The sequence below is a fragment of the Roseovarius sp. 10 genome (assembly GCF_033100315.1).
In the GTDB taxonomy this organism is placed as follows: domain Bacteria; phylum Pseudomonadota; class Alphaproteobacteria; order Rhodobacterales; family Rhodobacteraceae; genus M30B80.
This window is the reverse complement of the sequence record NZ_JAWLVH010000005.1, coordinates 1-23,145: the sequence shown is the minus strand read 5'-3', so window position 1 is coordinate 23,145 and position 23,145 is coordinate 1. Positions and strand designations below refer to the sequence as shown.

The following is a 23,145-nucleotide window of genomic DNA, read 5'->3' as shown; positions in this document are numbered from 1 at the left end:
CCGCGCCCCAAGCCCGCCACGCCCAGCCGGAGGGGATCAGAGATCGACAACGAGATCACCCGTCCTGGCGCGCGACACGCAAATCATAATGTGATCGCTCTTTTCCTCGTCCATCAGCACGAGGTCGCGGTGGTCGACATCCCCCTCGACCAGCGTGCATTTGCAGGTGCCACAGGTGCCGCTTTCGCAAGAACTGACGGTGGGTTCGCCCGCGTCGCGCAGCGCCTCGAGGATGGAGCGATCCGCCGGCACCTCGATGGTGCGTCCGCTCTTGGCAAGGGTGACTCGAAAGGCCGCGTCGTCCTCGCGCACGACAGCGACGGCGTTGAAATCCTCGAAATGCACGCGCTCTTCGGGCCAATGGCCCGATATGGCCTTGATTTCTTCCATCAGGGGGGAGGGGCCGCAGCAATAGACATGCTCCTTGCCCGGCTCCGCGAAGTGATCCCAGAAGTCATAGAAATTGTCGAGTTGCCCGCCATCATGATGGATGATCGCGTGCTCGAAGGCGCTACATTCCTCGAGATAGGCGGTCTCCTCGGGACTTCGCGTGCAATAGATCAGTTGAAAACGCTTGCCCTGCTCCTTCAGGTGGCGCGCCATCGACAGGATCGGCGTGATGCCGATGCCGCCACCGATCAGGAGATACGCGTCGGCCTTGACCAGTTCGAAGTCGTTTTCGGGGGGCTCGATGCTTAACGTCGAGCCAACCTGCGCATCGTCATGCATCGAGGAAGAGCCGCCCCGCGAGTTCGGCTCTCTCTTGACCGCAACGACATAAGTGTCGGGTGCCGCCCCGTCATTGACGAGCGAATAGCGCCGCATCGCCCCGCTGGGCGTTTCGACGGTGATATGGGCACCCGGCGTGAAGGCGGGCAGGCTGCCGCCCTTTGGCCGCGCTAGCGTGAATTGGCAGATGTCTTTCGTCAGGTTGTCGCGCGCGCCGACCTGCAATGTCATCCTGTTTTCAGGGATCATGTACGCTGCCTCCCGTTCAGCCTCTTGACGGCTTTATATTAGATATCTAATCTATTCGTCAAGTTGCCGCAGGCAGCCGGAATTTCAAGGGAGGCGCACGATGCTGAACAAGGAAGAGAATGATCTGCTGACACGGGTCGAGGGCGACTGGCCTATGGGCGAGCTCATGCGCCAGCATTGGGTGCCTGTCTGCCTGTCCGAGGAAGTGGCGGAACCTGACGGCAAGCCATTGCGGGTCGAAGCGATCGGCAGAGCCTACGTCTGCTTCCGCGACACCGAGGGGCGGCTGGGCCTGCTTGACGAGTTGTGTCCGCATCGCAAGGCTTCGCTGGTTTATGGGCGCAACGAGGAATGCGGCCTGCGCTGCCTGTATCATGGATGGAAGTTCGATGTAGACGGCAATTGCGTGGCCATGTCCTCGGAGCCACAGGAATCGCCGCTGCATGGCAAGGTCAAACACCGTTCCTATCCGGTGGTGGAATGCGGCGGCTTTGTCTGGGCCTGGCTGCATACCGAGATAGAAGCCCCCGAATTCCAGCGCCCGGCCTTTGCGCCGGACGACGACACTCGGGTGTCGATTCTGAAGATGCGCATCCCGGCCAACTGGGCGCAGATCACCGAAGGGCAGATTGACAGCGCGCATTCCTCGTCGCTGCACTCCTCGGACATGAAGCCCGCGCGGGTGGAGGGTGCGGCGGCCGATGACAAGTCGTGGTACCGGCCGTCGACCGACAAGTCGCCCCGGATGCAGACCCAGACGACGCCCTATGGCTTCCACTACGCGGCGATCCGCAAGCCGATCAAGAACGCCGGCACGCACAACTACCTTCGGATCACGGAGTATATAGCGCCCTTCACCTCGCTAATCCCGCCCAATAACAATTACAACGTGGCAACCGTGATCGTGCCGATCAGCGACGAGGAATCGCATTTCCATTTCATTGCTTGGGGCGGCGTCGCCTGTCCGCCCACTGATGAGTGGCGGCGTTTTGCCCATACCGTTCCGGGAGAGCATCTGGATCATCTGTGGCGGCCGAAGCGGACGCTTGAGAATGACTTTCTGCAGGATCGCGACCTGATGAAGGAGGGGCATTTCTCGGGCGTTCTAGGCATTCCCAACCAGGATCTCGTCATGTGGGTCTCGATGGGCGCGCGGGTGGACCGGTCCTCGGACCTGTTGGGGGCATCGGACCTCGCGATCGTGGAGTTCCGCCGGTTGATGAGCGACGCCGCGCGCCGCGTGGCCGAGGGCGGACCGGCAATCGGCACCGAGGAGCCGCGGGTTCCGCAGGTGACCATCTCGTCCAAGGAGGGTGTCTATCCCAAGGACGTCGATTGGCGGACCATCGAGGATTCCACAGGAGCCGTCGCCGCCGCCGAATGAGCGCGGCGGCGGACGAATCCCTTGACGGATTGTCGCGGGCAAAGATAGATTTCTAAGACGTAGATATCTAAGATATCTGAAGTGGTGGATGTGGAGCCTTTCACAGCCCGCTGTAAGGGGAGGGGTTAATGCCCGAGGATCGACTACACGCGCCGGTGGGGGACGCGGTGTCTCACGTGCCGCTCGGTCAGTATATTGGGGGTGACTTCCGCCCTGGTCGTGGCTCTATGCGGGCGGTGCATTGCCCGTCCAATGGGCACCTGCTGGCGCAGATCGAGGACGCCATCGCATCTGATCTTGACGAGGCTGTCGCGGCAGCGTCGGAAGCGCAGCGCGCCTGGGCTGATATGGGGCCTGTTGCCCGTGGTGTGGCGCTCAAGTCGGCCGCTGCGCGTATCCGGGACTCAGCCGAGGAACTTGCCCTGATCGATGCGCTGGATTGCGGGAACCCGCTGCAGGGCATGCGGTTCGATATCGGCCTCGGCGCGACACTAATGGAGTATTTCGCGGGTCTGACGGCCGAAGCCAAGGGCGAGACCATTCCGCAGCCCGGCAACAAGCTGACCTTCGTCACGCGCGAGCCCATGGGGGTGGTGGCGCGAATCGTGCCCTTCAACCACCCCGCGCTTTTCGCCATCGCGAAGCTTGCCGCGCCCTTGGCCGCGGGCAATGCGGTGATCCTGAAACCCTCCGAGGAAACGCCACTCTCCGCCTTGCGGGTGGCCGATCTGATCGGCGATCTGTTCCCCAAGGGCTTGATAGCGGTTCTGACCGGTGGTGCCGATATCGGCGCGGCGATCTGTGCACATCCCGGCATTGCGGCCGTCGGGCTAATCGGCTCCGTGCCCACGGGGCGCGCAGTCATGCGCGGCAGTGCCGAGACCCTAAAGCAGACTCAGCTGGAGCTGGGCGGCAAGAACGCGCTGGTGATCTGCGAGGACGCGGACGTCAAACGCGCGATCGCAGGCGCGGTCAAGGGCATGAACCTTGGCTGGACGGCTGGCCAATCCTGCGGATCGACCAGCCGCGTCCTTGTCCACGAAAGGCATTACGACACCGTTGTGGCGGGGATCGCCGCGGAGTTCGATGCGGTCAGGCTTGGACGTCCGGAGGAGGAGGGGACCGAGATGGGCTGCCTCTCGACCGAGGCGCAGTACAACAAGGTTCAGGGCTTCATCGACCGGGCGCTGACGTCCGGCGCGCGGATGGCCGCCGGCGGCCCGCCCAAAGGCGTCCCCGCCGAGGGCTTCTTCGTGCGCCCGACCTTGTTCTGTGACGTCGCAGCTGATGCTGAGATCGCCCGCGAAGAGGTATTCGGCCCCGTTCTGACCGTTCTGCCGTGGCGCGACGAGGCGGAGATGCTGTCGGTGGTCAACGGGTTGGACGTGGGTCTTACGGCCTCGGTCTGGACGCGTGACATCGACCGGGCGATGCGTCTGACCCGCAGGATCGAGGCTGGCTACGTCTGGGTCAACGACACCAGCGATCACTACCTCGGCGCGCCCTTTGGCGGGGTCAAGCAATCCGGCATCGGACGCGAAGAATGCTTGGGCGAGATGCTCGCCTACACGGAAACCAAGACCGTCACCATCGTGTCGCAGGGTTGAAGGACCCTGCGCCGCGGCAGTGGCATTCAACAACAGCAAGGGAGGTTGCTATGAAACTCAAGACACTCGGCTTTGCCGTCGGCATGATGCTGTCGGCCACTGCGGGACAGGCACAATCGGTGGACCTGACTCTGTCGGGGGGAAACCCCGGCGGTCTCTGGTCGCTGCTGGGCGCCGGACTCGATCGCGCCGTCAAGGTGGACGATGACACCTCGGTTATCACCTACCAGGCAACCGGCGGCGGTTTCGCCAATATCGGTCTGCTCGCAGCCAACAGTACGGACCTGGGCCTTGTCCATGACGCAGAAATCGCACTTGCGCTTGCAGGACAGGAGCCGTTCAGCGCCCCTGTGACCAACATGATGGCCATCGGCTACATGTACAACTGGGCCCCGATGCATTTCTTCCTCGATAGCGACATGGCCGAGGAATACGGGATCACCAGCATCGCGGATATCGCGGCATCGGGTGCATCGGTCACGATCGGGATCAATCGTTCGGGCAACATCACGGGCGATGTGGCGCTGTTCATGCTGGCGCAGGCCGGGCTCGACGAGGCCACTCTGGAAGCCAACGGGGGGTCCTTCGTGCGCGCCGGGGCAAATGAGCAGGGCGACCTGATGCAGGATGGTCGGATCGACATGGCCACCAACGGGATCTTCATCGGGCATTCGTCCTTCCGGGCGATCGACGAAAACACCGACGTCGTTCTGCTCGACATCCCGGCCGACGTGATCGCCGCGACCAACGAAGCCTTCGGTACCTCGAGCTATGTCATTCCGGCGGGCAGCTATTCGAACCAGGGTGCCGACGTAAATACCATGGCGCTTGGTGCGATGCTGGTCACCACTGATGCGATGTCCGATGAGGTCGCCGCCTCGCTGGCCCGCAGTTTGTACACCAACGTCGACGAAGTGCGTGCCGTGCATGGTGCCATGGCACAGCTCACGCCTGAGCTTCTGGTCAGCCAGACGGTCCTGCCGTTCCACCCGGGCGCAGAGGCCGTCTACCGCGAAGCAGGGCTGCTGGAGTGACATTCTCCCTGGTTTCCACTGGGCGCCGGCGCACCTTCACGGGTGCGTCGGCCACGACCCTCACCGTGCTGGCCGCAGCCTTCGCCGTGTGGGTCATTTACGCGAACCTGTTCGTGATTTCAGACCCCTTGGTGCTGGGCATCCTGTTCGTGTCCGGGATCCTGACGCTGCTGTTCCCGGTCATCGGTCCGTCGCCGAACTCGGATGACACTCCGCTGATCCTTGACTGGGTGCTGTCCGGCGTCAGCTTCGCGGCGGGCGTCTTCTTCTTTCTCAATGCCGAGGTGATCTCGGATCGCATCACGCTGCTTGATCCGTTTACCGGGCCGCAATTCTTCTTCGGCACTGCCCTGCTTCTGCTGACGCTCGAAGCGACGCGGCGCACGACCGGTGCGGGGCTGACTGGGATCGTCGTCCTGTTCCTGCTCTACAACTGGTTCGGCTACCTGCTGCCACCGCCCTTCGGACACGGGATCTCGGACTTTAGCTACCTGCTCGACATCCTGGTTTTCACCACCGACGGCATCTTCGGCGTTCCGGTTCAGGTCGTCGCGAGTTATGTCTTCCTGTTCGTCCTATTCGGCACGCTTCTGTCGGCGGCCGGCGGCGGGGAATTCTTCTTTAACCTCGCCTCGGCCGCAACTGGCCGCAGCCGGGGTGGCCCCGCGAAGATCGCGGTGATCTCCTCGGGTCTCTACGGCACGATGTCGGGCAGCCCGACTTCGGANGGGTGGCCCCGCGAAGATCGCGGTGATCTCCTCGGGTCTCTACGGCACGATGTCGGGCAGCCCGACTTCGGATGTCGTGGCGACGGGGTCGATCACGATCCCGATCATGAAACGGCTGGGCTATTCGAAACGCTTTGCCGGTGCGGTCGAGGTGGCCGCCTCGACCGGGGGTAGCGCGATGCCGCCCATCATGGGCTCGGCCGCCTTCATCCTCGCCGAATACACCGGCACACCTTACCGAGAGATCGTCTATGCCGCGGTGTTGCCTGCGCTTCTCTACTATTGTGGGGTGTTTCTTCAGGTGCATCTGCGCGCCGTGCGCGAAGACCTGCGCCCCTACGGCGACGACATGCCGACCCTGTGGGGCACGGTGCGGCTGGGCTGGCCCTTCCTGATCCCGATCGGGATCATCATCGGCGTCCTGATGGCGGGCTATTCGCCGGTCTTCACCGCCGGTGCGGGGGCGGCTGCTGTCGTGGCCGCGGCGATGCTGACGGCGCGCACACGCATGACCTTGTGGCGCATTGTCGAGGCGCTGGCCGAGACGACCCTGCGCATCCTGCCGGTTGCCGGGGCCTGCGCCGCGGCGGGTCTGGTCATCGGAGGGCTGTCGATGACGGGCCTCGGGATGAAGGCGGCAAATGTCATCATCGAAGTATCGGGCGGGGCAGCCTTTGCCACGCTGGTCATCGCCGCGATCGTGACCATTATCCTCGGCCTCGGGATGCCGACGCCATCAGCCTACATCCTGGCTGCCGTACTGGTCGGCCCGGCCTTGATCGAGGTGGGCTTCCCCATGCTCGCCAGCCACATGTTCCTGCTCTACTTCGCGATCCTGTCGGCATTGACACCGCCCATCGCGGTGGCGGCGCTCGCGGCGGCGGCCATCGCCCAGGAAGATCCGTTCCGCATAGCGTTCTCGGCTGTGCGGCTTGCGGTGCTCGGGTTCCTGATGCCCTTCGTCTTCATCTGGAACCCTGCCATCATCGGGCAGGGCGACCCCGTGCAAATCGCGATGATCGCCGTGGGCGGTATGGCGGCGGCTGCGGCCATCGCCGTGGCTGTCGAATGGGTCTGCGCAGCAAGTAAGGTCCTTGGCTGGGGCCAGCGTATCATGCTCTTAGTAGGAGCTGTTGCCGCTGTTGCCCCTGAACCCATGATTGCTTCGATTGGGATCGTGGGAACAGTTGTGCTCCTTGGGGTTTTCTATAAGCGTTCTCAAACAGAGCAAGTCAGTTCCCAGACAAAAAACAGCACATGAAGATTACTCTACATCAAAGAAACATGCACCCGGTTGCATGCCAACCGGGCGCATAAAGACTTGCAGAGCGATATGAAACTTTTCGACCAAGTAGCGGACACGGCGTCGATTGTTTGGCGGCATGAACAACGCCTGCAAAAGAAAAACGAATAAGAAGTCGGACAAACTATTCTAAATTTTTGACCCAAAAGGGCGTCGGTACCTGCCTGAATCCTGTAAGCGGCATTTACGTCCTTTTACTGAGCAAGGTCGATTTTGAAGCAAGGCTGTTCCATACTGGACGATCACATCGACCCTCGACGATCTGCGCTAATCATGGCGCGATCAGTTCTGCGCGAGCAGAGCAGGGTGTCGGTTGCGAAATCTTCATTGCGCTTCAGAAAGCCCAAAGCCCACGCCGGAGAGTTAGCCGTTGTGAAGCTTCTGGTGCAGGTGTGTTTTTGGATCTCAGAAGTCCGTATCGGATCGTTCAAGAATGTGGGGGAGGCGCCATGCTGGGCGAACTGATCGCGCTGTGTTCGGCAGGTTTCTTCGGCCTCGCTGGGGCGGCCATCGCCAAGGGCGCACAGCATCAGCGGGGCGACAACGGCGCATTCCTGTCGATCGTTTTGACCTTGCTTTTTGGGGCGCTCATCTGGCTCGTGCTCGGGCCGGAGCAGGGATGGCCGACAAGATGGGACGTTTTGGCCACGGGTATGGGGTTTTTTGTTGCCTCAGGCTTGCTGGCCACAGTCTTCGGACGTCTGACCAATTTCCGTGCTATCGCTTTGTCCGGGGCCATTCGCGCCAGTCTTTACCGACGGCTGATCCCGGTCTTTTCGTTGATCCTCGCTTTCGTGCTCCTCGGGGAGCGGTATGAGCCTTTCGCCTTTGCGGGCATGGGACTGATCCTAGGCAGTGTCGTCCTGACGATGCGCGAACGCGCGCCTGCACGGCAGGCGTTCGATGAAGTGCCTGCCAGCCAACTGCGGCTTGGCGCAATCTTCGGGGCCGTCTGTGCGCTGTGCTACGCAGCGGCCTATGTGGCGCGGAAACTGGCGATGGGGGCCGTGCCGGATGCCGCTTTTGGGGCGATGGTTGGCGCTATCACAGGGGTCCTTTGGTACATCGTTGCGGCCCCGTTCAGCGCGCGTTACCATGCTAGCCTGACAGGTGTCTTCCAGGATGCCGGACCCTGGCAGTGGATCGCGGCGGCCTCGTTGTCTGTCGGTCAGGTTCTGCTGTTTTTCGCGCTAAAACATGCTGATGTGGCCGTAGTGGCGATCATCGGCACCACCGAGCTGTTCATCGGCGCATATCTGGCCGCCTATCTATTCAAGACCGAGCCACCGCCTGGCCTCTGGCTGGTGCTAGCGACGGTCCTGGCCACGGTCGGGGTCGTCATGGTCGCAATCGGCTGAGCAGGTCGCGCGCAACTGCGCTTTGCCCTGAATGGCGGTCTTGCTATTGGCAAGCCACGTTTGAAGATGCTTATTCAGCCAGGGAAGTATGAAGGCCGTGTTCAACCCAGTGAGGACGAGCGCCACCAAGAAAAGGCCGAAGGGGGCGGGAAGCCGTGTCGTTACGGGCTCCAGCACAACGACAAGTAGGACCAATGCGGGATAGACAGCCAACATGCTGACCGTCCAGCGTTTCCACATCGGTGGCATTGGCGGCGGGGGGACACTGGCTGTGTCCAACTCGAAAAATCCGTTGCGCCCCCGTGCTTGCCGCTCCGTGATCTCGGCTAGGGCCAGCGCCTCGATCTCAGCCATCAGCGGTAGCTGCGAGGGGTCGCTCTTCCATTCCAACATTGCTCGCGTGCTAGCAAAACGGAGCATGACGTAGACATTGGTGCCAAGACGGCAATCCCTGCGAATTATGTCCCAAGACAATAGGCGCGCGGTGGCACTCGTTTCCTCTCGCATCCGCGTAAAGAGGGCCACACATCGAGCGGCGTCCTCCCGGGCCACGCGAAGTGATACGAGGAGGCCAGGCAGATCGTGTTCTAGGATAGCCGCAGTCATGTTCATACCTACATAAACGCAGGTACATCTATGCCATGGTAGAAAGCGATTTCTTAGAGGTCTAATTGACGCACTGGCGGCCTCGGTTCCAGGCGTGGGGAGATGGCAGGAGAAGGTGCCTGAAGGCGAGGTGGCTTCCGGAGTGACTTCTACGGTCTCTGGATTCCTTCAGGAATCCACCTTTCCCTGAGTGCTGGTTGCGCAAGTCCCTGAAAATGAATCGAAATCTCAGCCGAGCCGGCGCATGTGGCTTCCGGGTATTTTCAAAACCTTGTCATCCTTACACTAAACTTTTGGCCAGTAGTGCTCCCAGAGTAGGTGTTCGCCTAAAACGCCCAGAGGCGGATAATGCAGAATTACCCGATCCTTTTAATCCGCCGCTCGGATGTGCTTTTGCAACCCGATGCCCAATTGCTAAGGACAAATGCACAAAACTTGTTCCAGAGCTGAGGTCGTTAGACAATGGTGTTCAAGTTGCTTGTCATTTTGCTGAGGCAACATAGGCCCGAGTTTTGGATTTAGTTCTACCACTGAATGATTACGCTTTGGACTTGAATCTATTTAATGCAAATTTTCCTAAAATGAGTATCGGGATCAGGATAATCATTGCCCCGAATGACAATATCAACATCCGCCTTGGACCTTCGACAGATAATGCTGCTAAAATCCGGCCAGCGACTGCAGCAAACCATGCTTTCATTCCAGTATTAGGCGATGCCAGATAGGGGAATGCTTCCAGTGGTGCCACTGTTGGTGCATCTGCGCCATCCGGCACCGGATCGTTTACAGTGCCATTGATCAAAAGCCCGTACACTGCGTCGATAATATCCTCGTTTAGCCCGCGTTGTTTTTAAGGTCGTAGCAAATGACCTTGCTGCGCTCATATATGAAGCTCGCGTATTCCATTGGGCTTTCGTAGAATTCTGTCATTGCACTCACTCCCAAAACCACGGCTTCAACTTGTGACCTTCGGAGGAGGGAGTGCAACAGGCGTAATAGGCGGTTACGGATAACCGCCTGGAAAACATGAAATTAGAACCGCAAATGGATCATTTGCTCATAATTTGAGCAGTTTGGTTATGCCTGCGCAAACATTATAGTACGTACCGTTTCATCTACAGGATCCTGCGAGTGCAGGAAAACCGTTAGAAAAATCGTACGTGTGAACGCTTCAAATTTCTTATTTATAAATTTGAGTTCGGCATAGGTTTAATCCCGCCGGGCCTACCATAAAAAATTGCCCTATTGGGTGGGACTAAGATCCCAAAAAAATCCAATGAAATTAATTTTTTGAAAAGTCCCACTTGTCCTTAAGTCAATGATTTAAAAACGTAATTATGCTCCGTCCCCGGGCGCCACTTCAAAAAATATTTCAATAAAATCAGTGTTTTTATGTAGGTTTAGCGCATGTTTAGTTCTGAGACGTGTCGAAAGATCAACAAGACAGAGCTCGATTTGCAGCCGTAGGTATTCCTAACCTGTCTGAATTCAGTCTTAGGCTGCTGAAATAAGGTATCTAACCGTCGTCGCCTATTTGTCTGATCTTTTGACATAAGTCTTTTGCTGCCAAAGTCGCGCTTCCAGTGGCCATCGCCATCTGCGGTAGCACCATCCATTCTAGCATCCATGCGGCGCCGGATCGTTCCTGTTCATGGACGAGGCTATGATGCATGGCGGAAAGCTGTGTAGCGTTGAAACGTGCAAGGGTGATAAGCAATTCGGCGAGCACTGGATTTGATTTGTGTGGCATCGCAGATGATCCACCACCGCCAGACAATGCGATCGCGTCCACGCCTTGCTGCGCCATCAGCGCGATGTCCTGTCCCATCTTGCCCAGTGCACCAGTGATCTGCGAGAGAAGAGATGCAAAACTGGCAATTTGGCTACGGTCACTGTGCCAAACTCCATTTTCAGTGAGCGTGAGCGCTTTGGCCACTTCTTCAGCAATGGCGTCCCCTTTGCCCTCAAAGGCATCGCGAGTGCCCACCGCGCCACCAAGTTGCAGGCGGGCAATCTGCAAACTTGTATCATTGAGATTGGCTAGCGCCGACTGAAGGGGAGAACGCCAAGTAGCAATTCGTTCAGCTGCTGTTACGGGCAATGCCGCCTGCATTCGCGTCCGAGCTACCAAACGATTGCAGCCATAATCTTCTGTAAGTCCGTCGAGATGTTTAAGCAACTTGCTGATGCGGTCCGTCAAAAGGTTAGTCGTCGAAGCAAGCGTAATAGATAGGGCTGTGTCCAGCACATCCTGCGATGTGGCTCCTGCGTGGATCGCCTCTGCACAGTCTGGGGCAGCCGCACGCATTTGTTTTACGAAGTTGGGGATTGGTAGCCCGTCAATAGCGGTCGCTCGGGCCAATTGTGGGATATCGAGCGGTGCTTGCTCGATGCGAATGGCGGCTTTTTGGCCTAAACCGGCTGCTACCAACCCATGTGCTTCGAGCGCATGCGCCAAAGCTATTTCGAACTTACGGTAATGCATGATCTGAACTTCGGCCGACCAGAGCGCTTGAAGATCTGGGTCAGAAAAGAGGCCGCCAAGCCAGGGATGGTCAAAGATTGATGTCATGCCAAGAGAGCCATCTGCTCACTTATAAGCCGCGCGACGGTGTCAGGTGCTTCGATCGCCGGGATGTGCCCAACACCATCGATTACATGGTAAATTGCTCCTGTAATCTTGTCGGCTAAGGCTGCGACAACCTCTGGCGTTGTTGCCTTATCTTCGGATCCTGCAAGGCAAACCGTCCTACAACTGATAGACGCAGCTTCGGACGCTAGATCGGCATCCCGAATTGCTGCGCAGACAGATGCATAGCCCTGCACAGGCGTGCGCGACAGCATCATCCTATAACCAGCAATCTGAACCGTTTCCTTTTGCCGGAAGTTACTGGAGAACCACCGCTCAAGCACACCATCAGCCATTGCATCAAGTCCTAGTTCGTTAACCGCACTGATCCTGTCGGCCCACATTTCTGATGTACCAATTTTGTGTCCTGTGTTGCTAAGCAGGAGCCCTGCAGTCAAGTCAGGGCGGGCGGCGGACAGTGCCATCGCAATCATTCCACCCACTGACACACCACAGACCAATGCTCGTGTCAGACCCAAGGAATCCATCAAAGTGGAAAGGTCCGCAGCATGGTCAAAAATTGTGACTGCACCCTTTTCACTCAGGCCGTGGCCGGATTTGTCATATTGCAAGGTTGATGTGCCTTCCGGAAGGCGCGCAATAACATCATCCCAAATGCGGAAGTCGGTCCCAAGTGAATTTGCGAAAACGACGGGTATGCCGCCATTGCCGGATCTAAAACGAAAGTGTAACACGCGTCCGTTTACGTTAGTGAACTTAGCCATTGGCTTGCGCGACCTCCTTTTTTAGCCCAAGAATTGCCCGAGCTTGCTGCCAAGTGGCGACTGGACGTTCGTAGGTCTGGCAAAGATCAACAACGCGTTTCACCAATGCTGCATTTGACGGGGCAAGCTTTTCGCGATCGAGGCGGACGTTGTCCTCCAAGCCTGTTCGCGCATGACCACCTGATGAGACGGCCCATTCGTTCAGGGTAAGCTGATGTGCACCAATTCCCGCAGCACACCATGGAGCGTCGTCACCAAACAGCCGCTTTACTGTCTTCACGTAGTAATCAAAGACATCGCGGTCCACCGGCATAGCATTCTTAACGCCCATTACGAATTGCACATAGGGCGTGTCTATGATCTGGCCCTCAGCGTGCATCATAGCCGCTTGATGGATGTGGCTAAGGTCAAAGGCTTCAACCTCAGGCTTGATGCCGTAAGTTCGCATTTCCGACGCCAGCCAATCGACTAGATCGGGAGGGTTCTCGTACACTCGAGTGGGAAAGTTGTTTGATCCTACCGACAGTGAGGCCATGTCAGGTGACAGTGGGAGCATTCCACCGCGTGTTTTGCCGGCGCCAGATCTTCCACCAGTAGACAGCTGGATGATCATACCGGGGCAGTGTTTCTCAACCCCTTCTTTTAGAGCCGCAAATTTCTCGGGGTCTGAAGAAGGGGTTTGGTCATCATTACGTACATGGGCATGCATAATCGCTGCACCTGCCTCGAAGGCTTCATGCGTACTTTCAATTTGCTCTGCCACTGTAATCGGCACAGCGGGGTTGTTTGCTTTAGTCGGTAGAGACCCGGTGATTGCGACACAGATAATGCAAGGTTTAGACATCGAAAAACACCGTTTCATGATCACCCTGTAGGTGGATTGAATGAACATAACCGTTGTCGGTTTTTTCGGCTACAAGTGTTGCAGCACGCTCCCCGGCAATAGCAAAGACTGGATCAGCCGCGTTGTCGTTTTCAGGAAAGTAAACTCGCGTAATCAGCGCCATATTTATTCCGCGAGCAGCAATCCAGAGAAGAATATGTGGTGTTTGGCCGGTAGGTGCGCCTGGCATAAGCGTTTTGAAGATTGCCTCACCGGTTTCGGCATGGGTCGGCTGGCGCCCCCAATGGTTAAAGCCTTCGGTCGGGCCGAATGAGCCTTCTGGACCGGGCTGCCAGGCTTCGATCATCGCATCAGTCACTGGTTCTCCAGCAGCGTCAATGACACGCAGACATAGGGTGATCCGCTCGCCGGCGGGGTTGCCGGTAATCATCGTGTTGCCGAGGTCTTTGCCGCCATACATGCCTTCAAGTCCAGCAAAAGTGGGCACGCAGCCTATATGCACGTAAGGTCCAGCGGTCTGCGACGGAGATTCTTTGAAGTTTGCCATCACGATCCCTCCATCTTGTTTTCAAAGAGTGTCTGATTGCGGCCACGAAGCACTATGTCAAAACGGTAAGCTCGAATGTCCATCGGGATCGTGTTCGACATATCCAATCGTGCAACCAGTGTGTTGATGGCTTGGGTTGAAGGTATCGACTGAACAATTGGACAGAGCGCGATGTGAGGGTCGCCTTCGAAATACATTTGGGTGATCAAGCGCTGTGCAAATCCATCGCCGAAAACCGAAAAATGGATGTGCGCCGGACGCCAGTCATTGCCACCATTGGGCCAGGGGTAGGGGCCTGGCTGAATGGTTTGGAAGCTATAGCTCCCATCCTCCCCAGAGATGCAACGCCCACAGCCCCCAAAGTTTGGATCAAGCGGCGCAGTGTAGCCATCTTTTTTGTGCCGATAGCGACCGCCTGCGTTAGCTTGCCAGACTTCGATCAATTTTCCAGGTACCGGACGGCCATCTTCGTCTATCAGCTTACCATGTACGATGATGCGCGGGCCGATGGCTGCTTCCCCAGGATTTGCGTAGTTCAGGATCAAATTGTCATCCAACGCTCCAAGCATGTTATGGCCAAATGTCGGTCCAGTCATCTCAGTTTCAGTTGGATCATAGTGGAGACGCGCATGGGCTGGGGAACGCAAGATTGAGCTGCGATAGTCGGGTGCTAGTGGTGCGGGGTGCCAGTCTAAATCACGGGCAGAAATTAATCCTGTCATATTACTTCCCCTTTTATGCGGATGATCTGTGTCGTAGTGGCATCTGGTGGGTCATGGACACTCTTCCATTTCGCTGAAGGTCTGTTTTGCCAGTTTGATGGCATGGTTTGCCTTCGGCACTCCTGCGTAGATCGCCACATGCAGAAATGCTTGCATTATATCTTCTTTGGAAGCGCCAGTGCGCGCCGTGGCGCGGATATGCATTGGTATTTCCTCAAAGTTGCCGGTTGCAGCCAGTAGAGCAAGCGTTAGCATAGAGCGCTCACGGTGGCTGATTGTCTTATCGGCCCAGACTGTGCCCCATGCACTCTCGGTGATTAACGTTTGAAATGGTTCGTCAAAGGCTGTTTTTGCCGCTTCGGCACGGTCGACATGAGCGTCGCCAAGAACTAAGCGACGCACCTGCATGCCTTTTTGGTGACGCTCGGACAACATTATTCTCCATCGTTAATCCAACCCTAATCTCAGTATATATCATTATTTTGCTTTTTATATTGCTTTTATCGGTACATCATATACCAAATATGTTATGAATTGGGGTCAGCATCTAAATCTTCGGCACGTTCGAACCTTCCTAGAAATTGCGCGTGCGGAAAGCGTGTCGCTTGCAGCGGACAGGTTAGGGATCACTCAGCCAGCGGTGTCACGCAGCCTGAAAGAGTTGGAGCAGATGCTCGGTGTGCGACTATTCGATCGCGTCGGCCGGCGGCTTAGACTAAATGAGGCCGGGCGTGTATTTCAGGGGCACGCAAGCTCGTCGCTCACCGAACTCATACGAGGAGCAGAACGCCTTACAGCTGATGGCGAACTAACGACACGTTTATCAATTGGGGTTTTACCGACGGCTGCGACGGATCTGCTTCCTCGAGCAGCTCTGGCATTCAGAAAGGAAATGCCGCATGTGCGTTTGCAAATTCAATCTGGGCCAAACTGGCTTCTTTTCAATCAGTTGCGAGACGGGCAAGTTGATCTGGTGGTTGGAAGAATGCCAGAGCGAGACGCTCGAACAGGTGTTACCTTCCAGCAACTCTACATAGAGGATATCGTCCTCGTCTGCCGTCCCGGTCATCCCATATTACTTGAGCCAGTACCGGAGCAGAAGATCGAGGGCTATACACTAATCCTACCTCCGCAGGGTGCAGTTATTTTTCAAACGGTCGAGCGCTACCTCTCCAGTATTGGTTTGCCAGAGATACGTGCGGCCTATGAGACTGTTGCACTTCCAGTGGGGCGTAAGCTTGTGCGTCTCTCGGATGCGCTGTGGTTCATCTCACATGGAGTGGTTGCCGACGAATTGAAAGAAGGAACGCTGGTTGCTGTTGCACTGTCTTCACCTTTGCTTTCCGGCCCTGTTGGCTTCAGCGTAGCAAGAGGAGCGCCAATCAATGTTGAGCGCAGTGTCTTTGCTGAATGCCTGCAATTTGCGGCATCTAAGCAATAGTCAACAAGTGCCCACAATTAGCTGTGCGCTAAAAAAGTGATCAATCTTCTCGGTTGGAACAAAGCGTACGACACATGGCGTCTTAGAAATTAATATTTGGAGTGGTTCCCGAGAGCTCTAAGATAAATTGTGGAAGTAACCTATTTTAGCAATCATTTGCTTGGCATTCCCTTTGGCCGCATGAGCCGTTTTTGCGCAACAATTCTAAAGGGTGCATTTGCTGCGCCATAGCCGTCGTATTGATCGATACGTTGAACAATTTCAAAGAATAAAGCACCCGCAAAAGGCTTGCCATAAAGCTGGTAGAATGCGCCATCTTGATCCTCGTCGTAAAGAATGTTGAGCGCTTTCATTCGCGTTAAATTTTCATCGTTAATTGAAAAACGAGCCTGTAGATCGTGATAGTAATTCTCGGTCATTTCTAGCGGTTCAAAGCCACGCTCTTGCATGCCTACTGCAGTTTTAAAAATGTCTTCTGTTCTGAAGGCCACATGTTGCACAGCACCTGTAAAGCGCTCTGCCAAAAATCTGCCCGCGACAGTTCTATGAGTCTCTGCACCATTAAGAGTTATTCTAATTGAGCCATTTTTTGCTTTAATTGCTTGGCTCCTGACAAGTCCGTCAGGATCGATAACATCCACCATTGGCGTGCGATCCATGTTAAAAATTGACGTGTAGAACAATGACCAGCTGAGCATTTCATCATAGCTCATAGTTTCTGCCAAGTGATCAATTTGGGTCAGCCCGACCTGATTTTCGATGTTGTTCTCAACTGGGACAAATTCTACATCCCACACATTTGATAATCCGCTATCTTTATCAATAAAATGCATGACGCTGCCCGCAACATTATGAATTGCAGGGATGTCCAGCTCACCTGAAGCGACCTGTTGTGTGAAAGGTTTCGCCGCCAGCGCTTGAGCTCGTTTTACAGTGTCGGATGCGTTGTTCACCAATACGCCAATGTCGCAAATGCTCGTACCATTTGCTACGAAAGATGAATGGCTAAAGCCGGTTTTTTCAGTATTTAACAGAATACGGATTTCACCTTGCTGCCAGAGCTTAAGTTTTTTTGAAACGTGGTTTCCTACATGTAAAAAGCCCATTGACTTTAATTGGTGGCCTAGCGCCTCAGCTTCATTTTCATCAGTTCCGAATTCAATGAATGCGACCCCTTGTACCTCTATCCTCGGCGGTAAATTGGGCATTGGAACAGTGATGCCGGGTTCGCTTTTGCGAACATCATCCATGAGTGCCACTAAAGAACGGTAGCCATCTCTTGCTAATCCTTTCGGTAGCCCTCCGCGGAATTGGTCATTAAATATTTCCAGACTTATGGGTCCGGTATACCCAGTTGCCATGACGGCTCGCATGAAGTCAGTTACAGCAAGGTCTCCTTCGCCTGGCATGTTTCTAAAATGCCGAGACCAATAAAAAAGGTCCATTTCAATTGAAGGCGCATCTGCTAATTGAACAAAAAATATTTTATCGCCGGGAATACTGCGGATCGTATTAGGGTCGATTTTTCTTGCCAAGGAATGAAAGCTATCGAGTATCAAACCGATATTCGGATGGCTTGCGCGCCTCACAATCTCCCACGCGTCACGATGATCATAAACATGCCTGCCCCATGCCAATGCTTCATAGCCAACGCGAATGTCGTAAGTTGCAGCAAGCTCTCCAAGCTCATAAAAATCCGCAGCAGCACGATCAATTCCGCCGAGCCCATCAGCCCGAGTGGATGAGCAGAACAAAATCAAGTCCGTACCCAATTCCTGCATAGTGTCGAATTTGTACTTTGCTCGGTCGAACGCCTTGCGACGGGCTTCTCCTGTGAGTCCTTCAAAGTCTCTAAATGGTTGAAAGAGTGTTATTTCGAGACCGTGGTCACGGATCATGTCACCAATTTCGCGCGGCGTTCCACTATCTGCTACAAAATCTTGCTCAAAAATTTCAATGCCATCAAAACCTGCAGCGGCGATTGCATCGAGCTTTTCCCGCAAATTTCCAGAAATGGAGACAGTCGCAATAGAGGTCTTCATGCTGCATTTCCTTCAGATTTGAGGTCAATCCGCAGACGATTTTCATCCAGGGGTAAGTTTGCAAAATGTGACCAGGCGTGCACACCTTGATAGAAGAACAATTCATATCCAGAAATGACTTCTAATCCTCTACTTTCCGCGTCCATAAGGAACTCAGTATTGACTGGCGTGTAAACTGCATCGAAAGCCCAGACCGCTCCGGTCAACGCCGACGCAGGTAAAGGCGTACCTTCATAACCCACCATGCCAATTGGAGTACCGTTTAGAAGCCCTGATGCGCCGTCAGCCGCACTAGCGGCGTTATCCATCACGCGCACCGATACAGTTGGTACCACTTTGCGCAAATCGTCAGCTAACACGTCAGCTTTTGTTTTGTCGTTATCGACGAGTCTTATCTCATTAGTGCCAAGAGCAATTAACGCGAAAGCAAGTGCTCTCCCCACGCCCCCGGTGCCAATTAAACACGCCACACCGGGCAGCTTATCGCCACGTTGATTACGGTATGCCGCGATGAACCCAGAATAATCAGTATTATATCCAACAGGCCCATTTTCCTTGAATAAGACTGTGTTCACTGCTCCCATGGCCCGGACTAGTGGGTCACTTATTAACACTTTGCGCGCTGCACGCTCTTTGTAAGGATAAGTTACGTTGATGGCGCGATATCCACTTAACGGACAAGCATCAAAGAGCGCATCAAAATCTTTTTTCTGCTCGCTAGGAACGAGACGGTCATACTGAACGCTCATTCCGTTTTGTAGACCTGCGAGGTGATGCAGTAGCGGCGCCTTTGATTGAGCTATATTGTCGCCAATAAGGCCAAGATAAATATCAACCTTTTTGTTCATGAACACTTTCTCCCAAAAGGCCCAGCTTTACGCGATGCCAGTAGTGATGCGTTCATTGTCGGCGCAACAAAAATTAACGTCAAATATTTAATTTATTTTACCATTAACATAATGTTATTTCTGTGCGCGATACCAAGGGCCATCTTTGACCGCACGCTCTAGTTGACGTCGGAAGTGATTAATCGAGTCTTCTGCAAATCGAGACAGCACGCGCCCTTTTTTGCGCGTCACATATGATTTTATAGGGACATCTTCGACGAGCGGACGGCGCACCAATCCAGGCATATAGACTTCCGCTACTGAAAATTCATCGATAACCGCCACCCCAAGACCGTGTCTCACTAGACTAACAACGGTCTGTGCAAAGCGTCCGCGCATCGCATATTTGATCTCAATGCCAGCCTGCACGAACGGCTTCGCTAATAGCGCTCCATATGGATCATTTGGATCAACACCTATGACTGGTTCACGAGCAAGATCCGATGCTGAAACTTGTTCTTTCTGGGATAGCTCGTGCCCCTCAGGCAAAATAGCAACCAACCGTCCCTCTGCGATCTCTTCATTTTCTATAGCCGCGTTTTTAACAGGGGAGCTCATGATCACAAATTCACCTCTTTCTAACAGAAGGTAATCCACCGCCTCTTCAATTTTGAGAACATTCATGTCGACAAATAAGTCACCATAAACGCCTCTCACTTTCTGCAAAACTCGCGCAGCGATAAATTGTGCAATTGAGGGAGCGGTGGCAAATGACAGCCTAACATCTTCGCCGCACTTGAGGGAGCTTACTGCCGCATTCAAACTTTCAACTTGTCTATAAACTTCCCGCACTTGGTCAAATACGCGGCTGGCTTCAACTGATGGTATGAATACCCCAGCTTTACGCTCGAACAATCGTATTCCCAACGTTTCTTCCGTGTGTTTGACTAGGCGACTAATACCTGGAGCAGAGACATTCAGAAGCCCCGCTGCTCCAGAGATTGTGCCCGTCAGCATGACAGCACGTATTACTTCGATTTGCCGCAAGGTCATGTCGTTCATTGGGTGATACTCCTAGTATTTAAAATCCAGACGGCTTTATATGGCAATTCACCAGCTGCTGACCAAAATGGGCTCTACAAATTACGCCACTCCAGATTTTCACGCGTAACGATTTCAATTGGAATCAAGCTGGGTTCGTGGTGTTCTTTCGCGAGAGAGCCTATTATTGCATTCATTGATCGCTCAGCGAGAAGACGCATGTCTTGATGTAATATAAAGTTCACAGTGCCTTCGCTGAGATGTTTGCGTGTTCTCGGAGTAAGGTTGTGTGCGATAACACAAACTTCGTTTGCTAAATCAGCCTCTTGAAGCGCTTGAACAATACCTTCGTTCCCACCGCCAACATTATAAATGCCTACCAAATCTGGGCAGCCGCGTATGAGTGCCGTCACGTTTTGGTAATTCTGATCGCTGTCGTCTTGACCTATCAAGGTATCAAGAACCGTAAGGTGTTTTGCATGCTCTCGAATGTGTGACCGAAATCCCATCTCGCGGCTCTCATGAGATCGATAAAGTTGGCCGCCAGAAATAATGGCAAGTGTACCACCATGTGAGCAACTTGACCCCATCAAAAGTCCCGCTGTCCGTCCTGCAGAGCGAGCATCGCTACCCGCAAAACCAACTACGTCAGAATTGGGGAGCGGTGATAGCAAACTCAAACACGGTACTTCACGCTCTTTGAGATAGGAGACTGCCTCTCTCACTCTCGGATCTTCCAGCGCTTGAAACGCTACTGCGTCCCATTTGCCAGACCCGCAACTCCGCAATTTTCTAGCAAGCGCCTTAGGCTCTAGTTTTTTCGAAAAGCCGCATTCAACAACCGCGTTGCCTCGCGCTCCAAATTCTTCAAAACATCGCGCTAAGTACTCTGTCGAAAGCCCAGCCATTTCTGGCAGTATGACTTTTAAACGCCATGGCCTAGGCCCGTGAACAGTCCATGCGCCACTTTCAATTGCGGATTGGGCTTGTAAGACTTTTTGTCTGGTTGCGTGGGCGACATGGCTACGTCCGTGCAAAACACGATCAACCGTTGCCGTACCAACATTGGCAAGTGCAGCGATTTCTTTGATGCGAGCGCGACCCGTCATAGCTCATCCTAAATACATCAAAACACATCAAATAATCCAAAATATAAATTATGATTACATCAAATTAAATCAAATACTCTCAGTATGTTCAATTTTTCTTGGTATTTTCGCTTTGTTAGTCTCGTTTCTTGATTGTGCGTTTTGACAAAGGGAGGATCGCAATGAAAGCGGGAGTAATTGGCCTAGGTGATATGGGCAGCGGCTTAGCGTTGAACCTGATCAAGGCTGGATTTGAAACCTGGGGCTTTGATATTGACGTTAAACGCATGAGGGCATTCGCAGAGTTTGGAGGAAGTCCCGCATCAGATATTGCGCAGCTGGGACGTAATGCCGATGCTATTTTTGTGATGGTAATGACCGGTACTCAAGCCAAAGATGTTATATTTGGGCAAGGTGGACTGGTTCAAAGCATGAAACAAGGTGGTCTGATCCTAATCACCGCAACAATTAAGCCATCTGAACTGACTGAGATCGCTGAAGGTTTGCAGGATACAGGCTTAGCCCTAATCGACACACCTGTTTCTGGCGGATTTCCCGGTGCGCAGTCAGGCACATTAACAATGATGGCAGCAGCCCCGTCTAATGTGCTTAAGCGCGCAGAAACAGTGATGAAGGCTGTTTCTTCCACAATTCATCACGTGGGAGATATCCCTGGCCAGGGCCAGACAGTCAAAGCATGCTTACAAACGGTTATTGGATCAATCTTCGCCGCCAATTTCGAAGCGAGCGTTCTTGCGGCCAAGGCAGGTATTTCAGGGCAAGTTATCCACGACGTGTTCACAACATCAGGGGCGGGGTGTGGTGTCACTAAGGCCGCCCTCGAAAACATTATCGATCGTAAGTTCGAAGGTACAGGCAGCCATATTTCTACAATGCATAAAGATCTCACTATCTCGTTAGACTTAGCGCAAAACATGAACGTCCCTCTGCATATGGCAGCGCAAGCGATGCAAATATTTCATGCTGGAAAGTCGAAATATCCGAATGGAGATAATTGGGTGTGTACACGCGTTATCGAGGACATTGTTGGTGTAGAATTGCACCGTAACGGAGCGAGGGCTGCGAAATGAAACTAGGCGTTATTTGCGATGGTATCAGTCGTGATCTTTACCATGCTGTGGATGTCATGGATGAGTTCGATCTTGAATATGCCGAGTTGCAGTTCGTGTGGGATGCAGAAGTGGGCGATCATACCGCGCAACAAATCTCTGAAATAGATCGTCTGCTTCGAGATCGAGGGAAACCTGTTTCATGCTTATCGCGCCATATTTTTGCTGGCATGACACAACAAAATCGTCCCAACGATACTCTACACCAAACCCATATGGATGCCTTGAAGCGCGTGATAGAAATGGCGCACATTTTAGATGCAGGTCTTGTTCGCATCATGACGCCAAAGAAAGAACAAATTCTTTGGGGCGGCCATGGCGCGGAACAGTGGAACGTTGCAAAAGGGGCTTGGGATGCGATCTTGCCGTTAATTGCTCCAGCGATCGAGTTGGCGCGTTCTGAAGAGGTGAAGTTAGTAGTTGAAACCGGTAACGGCACCATGGTGAATTCAAGCTATACCGGTCGACGCTTGATTGATGATCTGGATGCGAAGGATGTTTTGGGTGTTTTGTGGGATCCGGCAAATAATTGTTGGTGCCATGAAGTCGCTTATCCTGATGGATATAACGAGCTACGCGAAGGTTATTTGGGACACGTACATATAAAAGATGTTCAAGTTGACACGCCTCGCGCGCGCCTCGAGGTGCGCCCTATGGATGAAGGGCAGTTGGCACCCTATTTTCCGCAAATCGCCAATGCTTTGCAACGTGATGGCTATGACGGCGTGATTTCATTTGAAAGTGTTTATCACGATGGTGATGGCGATTTTGAGGCAGGCTTTCGGACGTGCATTGAGCGTTTCAAAGCACACTTTTTGAACGCATAGGGTACCGAGTCTGTCACAAAAACCGTTGCAGTCGTCCGGCAGTGCTATGACATCTAAATTATGTTTGCATGATGACAGTTAGACATAGGGCTAATCCAGCCCCCGCTGCAACTTTGCCCCAATGTTTCAATTTTCAGCTTCACTCATGTCTTCTGCTCTTTACCTTAGCCTGTAAGTTTAAATGGGGAAAAACCAATCGGCAGATGAGGTTTTTGACGAAATCCTTTGAGCGAAATCAATATGACAGGGGAGAGAGTTTGTTACTGGAAACGTTCCCTGCGCCA

Annotated in this window: 22 protein-coding genes and 1 pseudogene; 10 read left to right on the top strand and 13 right to left on the bottom strand. The window is 54.1% G+C overall.

The features are described from left to right. Window positions 1-36: 36 nt before the first annotated feature. Window positions 37-978: a PDR/VanB family oxidoreductase gene (locus RYZ18_RS13450; protein ID WP_317657390.1), complete on the bottom strand. Its 942-nt coding sequence runs from the start codon at window positions 976-978 to the stop codon at window positions 37-39. Window positions 979-1,078: 100 nt separating this feature from the next. On the opposite strand from RYZ18_RS13450, the gene RYZ18_RS13445 reads away from it, so the two are divergent. The 6 genes and pseudogenes from RYZ18_RS13445 (at window position 1,079) to RYZ18_RS13420 (ending at window position 8,392) form a co-directional block, all read left to right on the top strand. Beyond that, window positions 1,079-2,362, top strand: a complete 1,284-nt coding sequence (locus RYZ18_RS13445; RefSeq protein WP_317657389.1) for a Rieske 2Fe-2S domain-containing protein — start codon at window positions 1,079-1,081, stop codon at window positions 2,360-2,362. A 128-nt stretch (window positions 2,363-2,490) separates the two neighbouring features. After that, window positions 2,491-3,969: an aldehyde dehydrogenase family protein gene (locus RYZ18_RS13440; RefSeq protein WP_317657388.1), complete on the top strand. Its 1,479-nt coding sequence runs from the start codon at window positions 2,491-2,493 to the stop codon at window positions 3,967-3,969. Window positions 3,970-4,019: 50 nt separating this feature from the next. Then, window positions 4,020-5,003 carry a TAXI family TRAP transporter solute-binding subunit gene (locus RYZ18_RS13435; RefSeq protein ID WP_317657387.1) on the top strand — a complete coding sequence of 328 codons (984 nt, stop codon included), beginning with the start codon at window positions 4,020-4,022 and terminating at the stop codon, window positions 5,001-5,003. Then, a pseudogene (locus RYZ18_RS13430) lies at window positions 5,000-5,662 on the top strand (TRAP transporter large permease subunit); the annotation flags it as partial. The gene RYZ18_RS13435 and the pseudogene RYZ18_RS13430, both read left to right, overlap by 4 nt. 118 nt (window positions 5,663-5,780) lie before the next feature. Beyond that, window positions 5,781-6,992: a TRAP transporter fused permease subunit gene (locus RYZ18_RS13425; protein WP_317657386.1), complete on the top strand. Its 1,212-nt coding sequence runs from the start codon at window positions 5,781-5,783 to the stop codon at window positions 6,990-6,992. 491 nt (window positions 6,993-7,483) lie between these two features. Next, the gene (locus tag RYZ18_RS13420; protein WP_317657385.1) at window positions 7,484-8,392 is read left to right on the top strand and encodes a DMT family transporter; all 909 of its coding nucleotides are present in this window, start codon (window positions 7,484-7,486) and stop codon (window positions 8,390-8,392) included. Here the strand turns inward: RYZ18_RS13420 and RYZ18_RS13415 are convergent. Next, on the bottom strand, window positions 8,342-8,785 hold the full coding sequence (locus RYZ18_RS13415; RefSeq protein WP_317657384.1) for a hypothetical protein: 444 nt from the start codon (window positions 8,783-8,785) through the stop codon (window positions 8,342-8,344). The genes RYZ18_RS13420 and RYZ18_RS13415 overlap by 51 nt on opposite strands. A 428-nt stretch (window positions 8,786-9,213) precedes the next feature. On the opposite strand from RYZ18_RS13415, the gene RYZ18_RS13410 reads away from it, so the two are divergent. After that, entirely contained in the window at window positions 9,214-9,501 is a 288-nt protein-coding gene (locus RYZ18_RS13410) for an oligopeptide/dipeptide ABC transporter ATP-binding protein (RefSeq protein WP_317657383.1), read from the top strand. Window positions 9,502-9,536: 35 nt separating this feature from the next. Here the strand turns inward: RYZ18_RS13410 and RYZ18_RS13405 are convergent, their stop codons facing one another. From RYZ18_RS13405 to pcaC, 7 genes are all read right to left on the bottom strand, one after another. Next, on the bottom strand, window positions 9,537-9,812 hold the full coding sequence (locus RYZ18_RS13405) for a hypothetical protein (RefSeq protein ID WP_317657382.1): 276 nt from the start codon (window positions 9,810-9,812) through the stop codon (window positions 9,537-9,539). A 702-nt stretch (window positions 9,813-10,514) separates the two neighbouring features. Further along, window positions 10,515-11,570, bottom strand: coding sequence for a 3-carboxy-cis,cis-muconate cycloisomerase (locus tag RYZ18_RS13400; protein ID WP_317657381.1), 1,056 nt, complete (start codon window positions 11,568-11,570; stop codon window positions 10,515-10,517). Next, the gene (pcaD, locus tag RYZ18_RS13395; RefSeq protein WP_317657380.1) at window positions 11,567-12,352 is read right to left on the bottom strand and encodes a 3-oxoadipate enol-lactonase; all 786 of its coding nucleotides are present in this window, start codon (window positions 12,350-12,352) and stop codon (window positions 11,567-11,569) included. The genes RYZ18_RS13400 and pcaD overlap by 4 nt, the downstream gene beginning before the upstream one ends. Further along, window positions 12,345-13,196 carry a 3-keto-5-aminohexanoate cleavage protein gene (locus RYZ18_RS13390; protein WP_317657379.1) on the bottom strand — a complete coding sequence of 284 codons (852 nt, stop codon included), beginning with the start codon at window positions 13,194-13,196 and terminating at the stop codon, window positions 12,345-12,347. The genes pcaD and RYZ18_RS13390 overlap by 8 nt, the downstream gene beginning before the upstream one ends. Then, on the bottom strand, window positions 13,189-13,743 hold the full coding sequence (gene pcaG, locus RYZ18_RS13385) for a protocatechuate 3,4-dioxygenase subunit alpha (protein ID WP_317657378.1): 555 nt from the start codon (window positions 13,741-13,743) through the stop codon (window positions 13,189-13,191). Before pcaG ends, RYZ18_RS13390 begins: the two co-directional genes overlap by 8 nt. Then, window positions 13,743-14,465 (bottom strand): protocatechuate 3,4-dioxygenase subunit beta, encoded by a 723-nt coding sequence (gene pcaH, locus RYZ18_RS13380; RefSeq protein ID WP_317657377.1) that lies wholly within the window; start codon window positions 14,463-14,465, stop codon window positions 13,743-13,745. Before pcaH ends, pcaG begins: the two co-directional genes overlap by 1 nt. A 51-nt stretch (window positions 14,466-14,516) precedes the next feature. After that, on the bottom strand, window positions 14,517-14,897 hold the full coding sequence (gene pcaC, locus RYZ18_RS13375) for a 4-carboxymuconolactone decarboxylase (RefSeq protein ID WP_411567125.1): 381 nt from the start codon (window positions 14,895-14,897) through the stop codon (window positions 14,517-14,519). 97 nt (window positions 14,898-14,994) lie between these two features. Here pcaC and RYZ18_RS13370 point away from each other — a divergent pair, with 97 nt between their 5' ends. Then, entirely contained in the window at window positions 14,995-15,906 is a 912-nt protein-coding gene (locus tag RYZ18_RS13370; RefSeq protein ID WP_317657375.1) for a LysR substrate-binding domain-containing protein, read from the top strand. A gap of 152 nt (window positions 15,907-16,058) precedes the next feature. Here the strand turns inward: RYZ18_RS13370 and RYZ18_RS13365 are convergent, their stop codons facing one another. The 4 genes from RYZ18_RS13365 to RYZ18_RS13350 all read right to left on the bottom strand — a co-directional run bounded on the left by RYZ18_RS13365 (window position 16,059) and on the right by RYZ18_RS13350 (window position 20,925). Further along, the gene (locus tag RYZ18_RS13365) at window positions 16,059-17,948 is read right to left on the bottom strand and encodes a bifunctional sugar phosphate isomerase/epimerase/4-hydroxyphenylpyruvate dioxygenase family protein (RefSeq protein ID WP_317657374.1); all 1,890 of its coding nucleotides are present in this window, start codon (window positions 17,946-17,948) and stop codon (window positions 16,059-16,061) included. Next, window positions 17,945-18,796: a shikimate dehydrogenase gene (locus tag RYZ18_RS13360; RefSeq protein WP_317657373.1), complete on the bottom strand. Its 852-nt coding sequence runs from the start codon at window positions 18,794-18,796 to the stop codon at window positions 17,945-17,947. Before RYZ18_RS13360 ends, RYZ18_RS13365 begins: the two co-directional genes overlap by 4 nt. Before the next feature lie 114 nt (window positions 18,797-18,910). Next, on the bottom strand, window positions 18,911-19,837 hold the full coding sequence (locus RYZ18_RS13355) for a LysR family transcriptional regulator (RefSeq protein ID WP_317657372.1): 927 nt from the start codon (window positions 19,835-19,837) through the stop codon (window positions 18,911-18,913). Window positions 19,838-19,911: 74 nt separating this feature from the next. Beyond that, the gene (locus RYZ18_RS13350) at window positions 19,912-20,925 is read right to left on the bottom strand and encodes a LacI family DNA-binding transcriptional regulator (protein WP_317657371.1); all 1,014 of its coding nucleotides are present in this window, start codon (window positions 20,923-20,925) and stop codon (window positions 19,912-19,914) included. 161 nt (window positions 20,926-21,086) lie between these two features. On the opposite strand from RYZ18_RS13350, the gene RYZ18_RS13345 reads away from it, so the two are divergent. Beyond that, the gene (locus RYZ18_RS13345) at window positions 21,087-21,995 is read left to right on the top strand and encodes an NAD(P)-dependent oxidoreductase (RefSeq protein WP_317657370.1); all 909 of its coding nucleotides are present in this window, start codon (window positions 21,087-21,089) and stop codon (window positions 21,993-21,995) included. After that, complete coding sequence (locus RYZ18_RS13340; protein ID WP_317657369.1) at window positions 21,992-22,861, top strand: sugar phosphate isomerase/epimerase family protein; 870 nt, start codon at window positions 21,992-21,994, stop codon at window positions 22,859-22,861. Before RYZ18_RS13345 ends, RYZ18_RS13340 begins: the two co-directional genes overlap by 4 nt. The last annotated feature ends 284 nt before the right edge of the window (window positions 22,862-23,145 follow it).